Origin of the sequence: Bradyrhizobium sp. 4 (genome assembly GCF_023100905.1) — a bacterium.
Classification (GTDB): Bacteria; Pseudomonadota; Alphaproteobacteria; order Rhizobiales; family Xanthobacteraceae; genus Bradyrhizobium.
Window position 1 is genome coordinate 6,987,903 of record NZ_CP064686.1, and the last position, 10,591, is coordinate 6,998,493.

General features: G+C 65.1%; 11 protein-coding genes. 4 read left to right on the forward strand and 7 right to left on the reverse strand.

Annotated features, from left to right (window positions below; all coding sequences use genetic code 11):
* Positions 1-62 precede the first annotated feature (62 nt).
* A complete protein-coding gene (locus IVB45_RS33420) occupies positions 63-1,631 on the reverse strand; it encodes a hypothetical protein (RefSeq protein ID WP_247357810.1) in 1,569 nt (522 codons plus the stop codon).
* A 28-nt stretch (positions 1,632-1,659) separates the two neighbouring features.
* Between IVB45_RS33420 and IVB45_RS33425 the strand changes: the two genes are divergently transcribed.
* Positions 1,660-2,253, forward strand: coding sequence for a hypothetical protein (locus tag IVB45_RS33425; RefSeq protein ID WP_247357809.1), 594 nt, complete (start codon positions 1,660-1,662; stop codon positions 2,251-2,253).
* 77 nt (positions 2,254-2,330) lie between these two features.
* On the opposite strand, the gene IVB45_RS33430 is transcribed toward IVB45_RS33425, so the two are convergent.
* Positions 2,331-3,674 carry a GDSL-type esterase/lipase family protein gene (locus IVB45_RS33430; protein WP_247357808.1) on the reverse strand — a complete coding sequence of 448 codons (1,344 nt, stop codon included), beginning with the start codon at positions 3,672-3,674 and terminating at the stop codon, positions 2,331-2,333.
* Between the two features lie 241 nt (positions 3,675-3,915).
* A complete protein-coding gene (locus tag IVB45_RS33435) occupies positions 3,916-5,100 on the reverse strand; it encodes a DUF2125 domain-containing protein (RefSeq protein WP_247357807.1) in 1,185 nt (394 codons plus the stop codon).
* 110 nt (positions 5,101-5,210) lie between these two features.
* Here IVB45_RS33435 and IVB45_RS33440 point away from each other — a divergent pair, with 110 nt between their 5' ends.
* On the forward strand, positions 5,211-5,822 hold the full coding sequence (locus IVB45_RS33440) for a gamma-glutamylcyclotransferase (protein WP_247357806.1): 612 nt from the start codon (positions 5,211-5,213) through the stop codon (positions 5,820-5,822).
* Here IVB45_RS33440 and IVB45_RS33445 read toward each other — a convergent pair.
* From IVB45_RS33445 to ftsE, 4 genes are all read right to left on the reverse strand, one after another.
* The gene (locus tag IVB45_RS33445; RefSeq protein ID WP_247357805.1) at positions 5,819-6,592 is read right to left on the reverse strand and encodes a lysophospholipid acyltransferase family protein; all 774 of its coding nucleotides are present in this window, start codon (positions 6,590-6,592) and stop codon (positions 5,819-5,821) included. The two genes, IVB45_RS33440 and IVB45_RS33445, sit on opposite strands and share 4 nt — an antisense overlap.
* 33 nt (positions 6,593-6,625) lie before the next feature.
* Complete coding sequence (locus IVB45_RS33450) at positions 6,626-7,330, reverse strand: YdcF family protein (protein WP_247357804.1); 705 nt, start codon at positions 7,328-7,330, stop codon at positions 6,626-6,628.
* A 73-nt stretch (positions 7,331-7,403) separates the two neighbouring features.
* A complete protein-coding gene (locus IVB45_RS33455; RefSeq protein ID WP_247357803.1) occupies positions 7,404-8,372 on the reverse strand; it encodes an ABC transporter permease in 969 nt (322 codons plus the stop codon).
* A complete protein-coding gene (gene ftsE, locus IVB45_RS33460) occupies positions 8,365-9,024 on the reverse strand; it encodes a cell division ATP-binding protein FtsE (protein WP_008135325.1) in 660 nt (219 codons plus the stop codon). The genes IVB45_RS33455 and ftsE overlap by 8 nt, the downstream gene beginning before the upstream one ends.
* A 191-nt stretch (positions 9,025-9,215) precedes the next feature.
* Here ftsE and IVB45_RS33465 point away from each other — a divergent pair, with 191 nt between their 5' ends.
* Positions 9,216-10,097: an MJ0042-type zinc finger domain-containing protein gene (locus IVB45_RS33465; RefSeq protein WP_247358117.1), complete on the forward strand. Its 882-nt coding sequence runs from the start codon at positions 9,216-9,218 to the stop codon at positions 10,095-10,097.
* Positions 10,098-10,156: 59 nt separating this feature from the next.
* Positions 10,157-10,531, forward strand: a complete 375-nt coding sequence (locus tag IVB45_RS33470; protein ID WP_247357802.1) for a response regulator — start codon at positions 10,157-10,159, stop codon at positions 10,529-10,531.
* Positions 10,532-10,591 lie beyond the last annotated feature (60 nt).

Sequence of the window (10,591 nt, forward strand, 5' to 3'; positions counted from 1 at the left end):
TGAGGCAAGATTCCCGATTGCGCTTCGCTCCATCCAGGCTACCAGCCTGCGTGGCTCCGTGACTAGAACGGATAGTAGCGGATCTGCGTCATGACGACGTTGTCGTCCGTCCTCGGAGCGCCGCCGACGCCCGCGAACGCGAACCGTTGCGTGTGGGAATACTGCAGGCCGGCTTTCAGCGTACCGAAACTCCCCTGGTAGATGGTGTCGTAGATCCCGGTCGTGATCTGCCGGACCTCCCTGGTGTTGCCGTTGCAGGTCGCGGCCGGCGAGTTCTCGGTCAAGCAGCCGGTGTTGTTGTAGAGCGGATTGCCGTAGCCGAACGGCACCGTTCCAACATTGGCGAAATTCGCCTTGGCCTTTTCGAGGCCTGCATAGGAGTAGACATCGAGGCTCGGCGTCGCGTGCCAGATCAGGCCGACGGCGGCCGCCGTGATCGTCAGCGGGAGGATGGTGCCGTCCTGCGCCACCGCCGCGTCGGGGAACGGCGTTGCCGTGAAGCGGCCCAACACGCCGTGCGAGCCATAGAGCTGAAGATCGAGAGTTTTCGGAATCAGTTCGGCGAAGATGTGTCCACCGAAGCTTCCGGTGTCGTAGGTGTGGTTGGCGTTGTTGAAGCGATCGAACAGCTGGCGGTAGAGCGCCCACGCCTCGACATGCAGCTTGGTGGGCCCGAGCCGTGGGTCCCACGCTGCCTTGACGGTGATGTCGGGCACCTGATTCAGACTGACATTGTTGAGGTTGTTGAAGAAGCTGCCGCCGGGACCGGTCAGATTGACCTGAAGGTTCGGGTTCAGCACGCCCTGTGGTCCGATGGCGGGTGTGCCGACGGCCGGGACGTTGCCGCCGAAGAACGCTGTCTGGGCATTCTCGACCGAGGCAGCCAGCTTGAACTCCGGTCCGATGTCCTGCCAGACGCGCAGCCCGGGCTGGCGTGCCGCAAGAAATCCCGGAACGGATTCGAAGTCGATCACGCCGGGCGCATCGACGCCACGAGGATCGATGCCGGACTTGGTCGGCGCGTTGAGCGACCAGGATTGCCCGGCGAGGAAGTGAAGACCGAGATCACTGCGGTCCAGTTCCAGACTGAGCTGCCGCATGCGCGGATTGAACGAGTTGGTCGCAACCGAGCTCGCCGTCTGAGCCGCACCTTCGAAATCGATCTCGCCATAACCCGCGAGGTGCGTGTCCGCATCGGCATTGCCCTCGGCCAGCACCGAGAACCTGCTCTGGCGCGCGGAGAAGCGCGTTTCCGGAATGTTGAAGTTGCGGCTCTGCTGATAGGGGATGAAGTTGTAGACCGAGCCGGTATCGGAGGCGAGATTGCGTGAGCGGTAGATGCCGGTGAGATCGACCCAACCACCGAATGTCAGCGTCACGCCCTTGTTGCAGACCTTGCCGGCCGCACATGGATCGGCGGCGAGCGCCTTGTAGCTTGCAGGTAACTGAACGGTTTTCGCCTGCGCTTCAACCTGTCGCGTCTTGCGCGCCTCGGAGTCCACGCGCTGCTGTAGCTCCTTCAGCTTGGCCTTCAGCGACTGGATTTCGGTTGTGACATTGTCGTCGGCACGCGCCTGCCCGGAACAGGCAGCGAGAATGCCCAGCATCAGTCCGCAATTGATGATCCGCACTTGAAGCTTCCTCCATTTGGGAAGTGGATTGGATTCCGCGCGCCGTCTCCGGCGCATGCATGCTTCCCTGGTGTGGAGTGATTTGAATGCGGCTGCGATTATTCGCGGCGCCGTGCATCTTCTGCATCACGTTTTCCTGACGATCCTGTTCGGAATATTTTTCGTTGGCTGCGGATCCGCACGCGCGATTGTCCAAAGCCACGTTCAAGGCAACGCGCATTGGGCCCGGCCGGGACATGACCGGGCCCAGTTCGCGAGGGGCAAGTGGTGGGACGGCGGCTATTTGCCCTTGGTCGCGCGCATCACCGTGGGGCGCGGTGATTTCGGCGTGGGGACGAATGCCATCGTCTCCCGCGTCGTGGGATTCGAGATGTTGCGATCACCATTCGGATACATCGAGGCGTATGCGGCCGGCTCCTGCGACTGCCATTGCCACTGCGCGAAGGCGGGCGTCGCGATCGCGGCCGAGATGGCGACGACGGCAACGAACAGTTTGGACTTGATCATGATTATCTCTCCTGCCTGGGGCGACCGCATCATCGTGCGGCCGACATGGAGAGAGAGCGGAGTTTGCGGCTCCGCATTCCCGGCGGGTCATCACGATCCGGCGAAGCGGCCGTGAGTTCAGCTCGTAACCCGCATGGAGCGCGTTACGACAGCTGAGGGCGATGAATGGAGAGAGGCGACTCTGAATTCTTCCTACTGCTTCGCGCTGCGAACAAACTTTCCCGGCTTGAACAGATCGAGGTCGATGGCCTGTCCCATCGCCAGATATCCGGTGCGGTTGGGATGAAGCTTGTCGCCGGCGCCGCCTGTCGTGCTTTCGGGAACGAACTCCGGCTTGAGGCCACCCGAGGCCGGGTCGAGCGTCGCGCGATCAAAATCTATCACAGCGTCGAATGTCCCCGAGCTACGGATGAATGCGTTGAGCGCCTTACGCTTGTCATCCTGCTCGGGAAAACCATGGGCCGCGCTGGTGCTGCCCAGTGCCGAAACAACGGTGGCGCCGATGATCCGGGCTTGCGGCCATTTCGCGCGTAGTTTCGCGACGCCGTCCTTCATCGCGGCGATGACCTGGTCGGCGGCAAAATTGCCGTTCTTGCTGAAATCGTTGATGCCTTCCAGCCAGATCAGGCTCGATATGCCGGACAGCGACAGCACGTCGCGATCGAGCCGCTGACCCGAAGCGGGGCCGCCCGCGTACGGTTTGTCGGGACCGTATTCGGCGGGGCCTGCGATTTGGTTGCCACCGATGCCGCCATTCACGACGGCGACCTTGTTGCCGTAGACCGCCTTCAGGCGACGCGACAGCACGTTGGGCCAGCGATCGTCGCCATTCATGGTCGAGGCGGTCCCGTCGGTAATCGAATCCCCAAACGCCATGATGGCGAAGGCGTCCGCAGGCGCAGTCATCTCGATCGCATCGAGGAAGAACCACGACGCGGTCGCATAGGGGAAGGAAGCCTCGTCTTCGAGGGCGCCCTTCGCGCCGCCGCCCGGCGCACTGACATAGGAGGTGGTCAGCGCTTTGGCGTGCCAGGTCATCGGACCGCTCTGGCCGGCGACATGAAAACTGACCGCAAGCCCGCGGCCGGCGAGGTCATCGGGCCGCTTTGCAAACGGCAGCGCGATCGCATCGCTCCAGACCGAATTCCCCGGCGACACCGTAACGGAAGGCGTGCCGGCGAACGTAATGGGAGTGTTGGAGCCGCGGATCAACGCGGCACTACCCGACTGCAGGCCGACGTAAACGCCGTCAAACGTGACGGGTTTGGTGCCGAAGGCGTTGCTGAGCCGGATGCGGGCCTGACGGCCCCAGATATCCGGCCGCACGATCAGGCGAAAAGTCTGGTCCCGCGCACCGGCCGCAGGCTCGGGAAACGCGAATTTCTGTTCGGGCTGGGCAGACGGATTGCCGACGGGGTATGGGCCCTGAACCGCGCCCGTCCAGGACACCACCCAATGTTCGCTATCCCTGGCGGTTGCGGTCTGAAGGGAGGCGACGAGCAGCGATGCTGCCACGAGATAATTCAACGCGCGCATTGTTTCCCCCGAACCCCAGATAATCTGGGCGCGACTTTAGAGCCGGCAGTTGGTCTTCAATAGGGCGGCAGAACGCTACCTGTCGAGCCGCAACTGATACACTCCTCGCCCGACGCCGGAGAGGACCTCGCGGGTTGCATCACCGGCGCTAACAAGAAGCTCCTCGGAAGCCATCTGTTTACAGCTTCAAACGCGTCAGGCGGACCAAGCTGTCCGCCCGGCAGATTTATGAATTCACGACCTAATACAGCGGCGGGATCTGGCCGACCTTGACCGGGCCGAGCAGCACGGCGCCGTCGACGAACTTCAGCGGGAAGCTGCGGGCCTTCTTGCCTTCCAGCGTGCTCTCGGTGCCGATCGAATTGATGCCGGCGGCCACACCGGCATTGGCGTTCTGCTTGATGACCTTGCCGAGGCCGGGAACGGCGCGGTCGAGCGCACCGAACAGATTGTTGAGGTCCTGCGACTTTACGCCGGGCGCGACGCGATCGAGGGTTGCCTGCGGCACCCCCTCCTCCAGCATCTTCTCGATGCCGAGCGCGGGGATCACGCGCTCGAGACCCGTCACCGTCATCTGCAATTCGCCGTCGAGACGGCCGTTAGCCGAGAGCCCGAGCGTGCCGGCCGCAACCGCGATCATCTCGCCCTGCTGGATCCGGGACTGTACGATCTCGATATGGCCGCCGGCGGCCTGGATCTCGCGGAAGCGCTGCGGCCACGGCTTTGGCGTGAGGTCGGACAGTCCGGTGATCTTCGCCCGCGTGTCGGCCTCGAACGGCTCGGCGAGCAGCGGATGAACGCCCTGGATGCTGCCCTGCGCGATCTGGAGCACGGTCTCGATCACGGGATGATCGGACGGCGATCCATCCGCGAGGCGTCCATGCAGCTCGACCTGTTTCGCGCGCGCGAGCGGCACCTGCACGCTGCCGTCGACACGATTGACCGTCGGCTCCTCGAATACGATGGAGGCGCGCTCCGGCACGGCGGGCAGGCCGACCACGCTGCTGCGACCCTTGCTCCAGTTCACCACGAAGGTGCTCTGCGTGACGCCATCAGTGAGCGTCGCGGGTGCGGTGAATTCCGCGATGACGCGCTTGGGGTCGTAGACCTGCGCGACGACCAGGATGTTGTCGAGCTTCGCCGTGAACGGCGTCTTGCTGGCGTTCTGCGACACCAGGGCGACGCTGGCGCCCGAACACTGGACCTCAAAGCGGAAGGGGAAGCCCGCGATCGAGCGCTTGGCGCAATCATAGACGCGGCCGGATTTGGCCTCCTGCGCGCGCCAGGCATCGGCGGCGATTTCGGCCTGCGACGCCGCATAGAACCAGAAGCCGCTCCACGCCACCGCGAGGATCAGGAGGATGACAGGGGCGATGAAAAGGCCCCAGCGGGAGCGCCGGCGTGCGGCAACGGTCATATCGGACATGCGGCGACCCTTTGACCCCTGATTTTGTCAAATGTAAGCGAGGTTGGCTTGCTCCGAAAGGCGGAGAATTCGCTTCGCTTGGGGGCGCGGTTCTGGTAGCCGTGCCCGAAATGTCGGAAATCACCCTCCCCTCCGTCACCACTGCCAAAGGCGACCTCTGGGTGTTCGGCTACGGCTCGCTGATGTGGCGGCCGGGCTTCGAATTCGAGGAGCGCGTCCCCGCGCGGCTGGTCGGCGAGCACCGCGCACTCTGCGTCTATTCCTTCGTGCACCGTGGCACGCCGGAGAAGCCGGGTCTGGTGCTCGGCCTCGACCGCGGCGGCGCCTGCCGCGGCATCGCCTTCCGCGTCGCCGAAAAGAACCGCGCCGACGTCGTGGCCTATTTGCGCGCGCGCGAGCAGGTGACGTCGGTCTATCGCGAAGTCATGCGCTCGGTGTGGCTGGAGAACGATGCGCGGCAGCGCGTCTCCGCGCTCGCCTATGTCGTCGATCGCGGCCATGTGCAATATGCCGGCCGGCTGTCGCTCACCGACCAGCATCGCCACGTGCTCCAGGGCCACGGCCAGTCCGGCGCCAACCGCGACTACGTGACCGCGACGGTGAAGGCGATCGAGGCCGAAGGCTTTCGCGACGCGCAGCTGCATCAGCTTGCCATGATGCTGCATGGGGATGCGCATTCTCCGCACGCCCCGGCTCCGGTGGACAATCGGGAAAACCGCTAGTTCTCCAACGGCGCATAGCTCGGCGCCGAGCCGATCAGCTGCTCCTGCTCCTTGCGACCCGCTTCGACGAGGCGGCCGGTCGCGTCTTCGATCGCCGTTTGCACGCGGGAGAGAAACTCGTCCTTGGGCAAGCCCGGCGGCAGCGGATCGAGGAACTCCACCACCAGCGTGCCGGGATAGCGCATGAAGGTGCGGCGCGGCCAGAACAGGCCGGAATTGAGCGCGATCGGCAGGCACGGCGCGCCGCAGGACGAATAGATCTGCGCGAAGCCGCTTTTGTAGTCCGATGGCGCGCCCGGAGCGCGGCGCGTGCCTTCGGGAAAGATCACGAGCTGCCCGCCGCTGCGCACCGCCTCGCGCGCCCGCCGCGTCATGTCCAGCAGCGCCTTGACGCCGGCATTGCGGTCGATCGCGATCATCCCGGTCTTGACCAGGAACTGACCGAACACCGGGATCTGCATGAGCTGACGCTTGAGGATGAAAATCGGACGGTCGAAGAAGCCCGGCAAGACGAACGTCTCCCAGAACGACTGGTGCTTCGCCACGACGACCAATGGTCCCGTCGGAATCTTGTCGAGGCCGCGGAATTCCACCTTGATGTTGCAGACCGCCCGCATCAGGAACAGCGTCGCCTTCGCCCACCATTGCGCGACCGTGAGCATGGCGCGCGGCGGCAACGCGAAGGTCGGCAGCGCCACGATCGCGAGGCACACCAGCACGGTGTAGAACAGCACGTTGAAGACGAGCGATCGCAGGAAAATCAAGAACATCGAGGATCCGATCAATTGCCGATCAGTTGCCGATCAATTGGCCTGTGCGGTGGCGGGCCGCTTCGGCTGCAGCCCGGAAGGCTGCTCCGACATCTCGGGCGAAAGGTCAATCCCGAAATCCTCCAGCCGCACCCTGAGCTCGGCCGCGATGTACTTGACATATTCCGACAGCAGCAGCCGCAAGGTGGACGCCGAGGTCCACCACGGCTCCTCGCGCCATTTGTCGCCGACCACCACGAACGGGATCAGTGTCGTCTCCGGCATCGCATGCGAAAATTCCACCAGCGCGCGCGGCATGTGATAGTTCGAGGTGACCACGATCAGCGATTTGAATCCGCGCCCCGCGGCCCAGCGCCGCGCTTCCGCGGCATTGCCGCGGGTCGAGACCGCGGTGCGGTCGAGATCGACGCAGCAACGCATGAAGGACTGGTTCTCCGGCAATGTCCGGGAGATGTCGGTCGCCGTCGAGGTCGGGTGCACGCCGGAGATCAGGAGTCTCCTGCCGTAGCCGGCAGCGAGCAGCTCCATCGCATCCGACACCCGCGAGGAGCCGCCGGTCAGAACCACGATGCCGTCCGCCTTGCGGTCCGGCGCGATCTCGGCGCCGCGCAATTGCGACAGAAACGCGATGAAGCCCACCGCCACGCCGACGAAGGCGAGCGCAATCGCCGACATCACGGCCGCGCGCAGCCAGCCGCGCGGCAGTTTCGGCGATCGATCGTCGGTCGGCGCGGTCATGTGATGTCGGTGATCCCTTCCCAGAGATGATTTTAGGACGTTTTGAGGCGAAGTGGAGTCCGGTTTGTCGGCCTCAATCGACATCATTCAGCGTCGCGAACAGCGTCTGGCGCGAGGCGACCGCGGTGATGGCGCCGATCAGCACGGCCTGCACCGCGAGCACGATGTAGCCGGACGGCCGCAGCGAGAAGGTGCCGAGCAGCGCGGCGAACTGGTCGCCGACGGGGGTGCCGGAAAACCAGCCTGCAATCGACTCGGAGAAGCCGAACACCAGCATGGCGGCGCCGCCGCCGATCACGCCGCCCTCCAGCCCCAGCCTGAGAAAATGACGCAGGAAGCGGTTGGCGATATAGCGGTCGCCGGCGCCGACGAAATGCAGCACCTCGACGATCGGACGGTTCGCCGCCATGGCGCCCCGGGTCGCGAACGACACCGAGATGATGGTGGCGACGATGACGAGCGCGAGGATGCCGAGACCGGCGAGCACGGTGGCGTTGGTCATCGAGCGCATGCGCTCGATCCATGCGCGGTGATCGTCGACGCTGGCGCTTGGCGCCACCTGGGTCACGCGGGCGCGCAGAGCGCCGAGATCGAGCGCCGTGCCGGGCTGCACGCGCGCGATGATCATGCGCGGCACCGGCAGATCGTCCATCGACAGGCCGGTGCCGAGCCAGGGCTCGAGCAGCTTGCCGCTCTCGTCCTTGGTGAACGGCTTGACCTCGACGATGCCGGCTTGCGCGCGCATGGCCTCGGTCACCGCCGCGGTGTCGCGTTCGAGATCGCGGCCCGTCTGCGGGCGGACCTGGATGGTGATCTCGCTCGCGACATCCGACTGCCATTCAGCGGCGGAGGCGCTCACCAGCAGCACCGTGCCGGTCGTCATCGACGCCAGGAAGGTCATGATGGCGACGACGGCGACGAGCGCGCGGCCGTGGATCGAGGCGCGCGGCACGATCGGCGACATGTTGCGCGCCCGGGCCGGAAGCGGCGGCCCCTCCTGCCCGAGATCGACCAGCACACCGCGCTCCTCGGGCCTACTCATAGACGTGCAGCCGTCCCTGGTGCAGCACGAAGCGTCGCGCCTCGTACTGGTCCATCAGGGCGATATCGTGGGTGGCGATGATGACGGCGGTGCCTGACTTGTTGAGCTCGATGAACAGCCGCAGCAGGCGGCGGCCGAGCGTCGGATCGACGCTGCCGGTCGGCTCATCTGCCAGCAGCAGCTGCGGCCGCGAGATCACGGCGCGCGCGATTGCCGCGCGCTGCTTCTCGCCGCCGGACAGGATCGGCGGCAGCGCGTCCATGCGTTCGCCGAGCCCGACCCATTTCAGCAGGTCGATGACCTCCTTGCGGTAGCTCGATTCGCTGCGGCCCATCACCCGGAACGGCAGCGCGACGTTCTCATAGGTGGTCATGTGGTCAAGCAGGCGGAAATCCTGGAGCACGATGCCGATGCGCTTGCGCAAGTCTGCGATCTCGTCCTTGCCCAGTTGCGAGATGTCGTGACCGAACAAATTGACGAGGCCGCGCGTCGGGCGATGCGACAGGAACAACAGGCGCAGCAACGAGGTCTTGCCGGCGCCGGACGGGCCGGTGAGAAACTGGAAGGAATGCGCCGGAATTTGGAAGTTGAGGTCGCGCAAGACCTCGGGCCCCAGACCGTAACGCAATCCGACATTTTCGAACCGAACCAAGCTCAGCTCCGTTCGAGAGAGGCCGCGGACCGCACGGCTGTGCTCCGCCACACGCGATCAGCGGGTTTTGCGGCCGTTATGGTTTCCGGTTCGTTAACGGTCGTCCTGTAGCATAATTGGTAGCATCTTTCCCGCTCGGTTCTCCGCGACCGTGTCACCGTCACGACTTGGCCATGCATCAAGGCTCGTCCATGCATATCGTCTGCCCTCATTGTACGACATCCTACGCCATCAAGCCCGCGAGCCTTGGGGCGAACGGCCGGGCCGTGCGCTGTTCCCGTTGCAAGGAAACCTGGGTCGCCCATGCCGAGGATGCCATCGAGGAGGCATCTGTCCCAGCCATGGCCGCGGCCAGCCGGGGCGACGACCAGTCCGATCTCGCCGAGCAGTGGAACTCCTATGCCCAAGACGACGGCGCCGCTGAGGCGCCTGTCGTTGACAGCCCCTCGATCGCGAGCGACTGGCCGGACCAGGAAACCAGCGACACCGAGGACGAATGGTCCGCGGCCGCCCGGTCCGTCGAGGAGGAAGTCGTCGGCGAACAGCACCAGTCCTGGTTCCGCGGCCTGTTCGGCCGCCGCCGCGGCGCCCGAGTGCGCCGTCCGATGGCCACCGCGGCCCCGCGAAAATCCCATTTCGGCCTGCCGACAGCCTGCGCCGCCATGGGCGCGCTGGTGCTGGCGCTGGTGATTTGGCGCGGCGACATGGTGCGGCTGCTGCCGCAGACGGCCGCCTTCTACAGGATGGTCGGCCTCGAAGTTAACCTGCGCGCACTGGCCTTCAAGGACGTCAAGCTCTCCAGCGAGACCGTGGACGGTAAGCAGGTGCTGGTGATCGAGGGCGTGATCGTGGGCCAGGGCAAGAAGCCGCTCGACATTCCCCGGCTGCGCTTCGCGGTGCGCGACGCGCAAGGCGCGGAAATCTACGCCTGGAACGCGGTTCTGGAACAGACCGTGCTACAGCCCGGCGAGCGCGCCTTTTTCCGCTCGCGCCTGGCCTCGCCGCCGCCGGAGGGCCGCAATATCGACGTTCGCTTCTTCAACCGGCGCGACATCGCCGGTGGCAGCGTATAATCGATTTCGCAGGTCTCGCAGGCAAAGTTGGTCGCGAGATTGATCCCAAGGTTGGTCTCATGTCCAAAATCCTGATTGCCGACGACGAGGATTCGATGCGCCAGCTGGTGGCGCGCGCCATCGCCATGGACGGCCACGAGATCGTCACCGCGCAAGACGGCGCCGAGGCGCTTGAAATCCTGACCCTCGCGGACGGCCAGTTCGACCTGCTGCTCACCGACATCCAGATGCCGGTGATGGACGGCATCGCGCTGGCGCTTTCCGTCGCACGAGATTTCCCCGATTTGACCATCCTGCTGATGACCGGCTTTGCCGACCAGCGCGAGCGCGCCTCGAACCTCAATGCGCTGGTGCACGACGTCGTGACCAAGCCGTTCTCGGTCGCCGACATCCGCACGGCGGTGGCGGATGCGCTGGCGGCGAAGAAGGGGTAGCAGGCGGAGCGGCCGGGTATTCCGCTGTCATGCCCCGGCTTGACCGGGGCATCCAGCACG

Coding starts and splice junctions, on each gene's coding strand:
- IVB45_RS33430 (WP_247357808.1), bottom strand. CDS start 3,674: ATGCGCGCGTTGAATTATCTCGTGGCAGCATCGCTGCTCGTCGCCTCC.
- IVB45_RS33450 (WP_247357804.1), bottom strand. CDS start 7,330: ATGACCGCGCCGACCGACGATCGATCGCCGAAACTGCCGCGCGGCTGG.
- IVB45_RS33455 (WP_247357803.1), bottom strand. CDS start 8,372: ATGAGTAGGCCCGAGGAGCGCGGTGTGCTGGTCGATCTCGGGCAGGAG.
- IVB45_RS33440 (WP_247357806.1), top strand. CDS start 5,211: ATGTCGGAAATCACCCTCCCCTCCGTCACCACTGCCAAAGGCGACCTC.
- IVB45_RS33435 (WP_247357807.1), bottom strand. CDS start 5,100: ATGTCCGATATGACCGTTGCCGCACGCCGGCGCTCCCGCTGGGGCCTT.
- IVB45_RS33465 (WP_247358117.1), top strand. CDS start 9,216: ATGCATATCGTCTGCCCTCATTGTACGACATCCTACGCCATCAAGCCC.
- IVB45_RS33445 (WP_247357805.1), bottom strand. CDS start 6,592: ATGTTCTTGATTTTCCTGCGATCGCTCGTCTTCAACGTGCTGTTCTAC.
- IVB45_RS33470 (WP_247357802.1), top strand. CDS start 10,157: ATGTCCAAAATCCTGATTGCCGACGACGAGGATTCGATGCGCCAGCTG.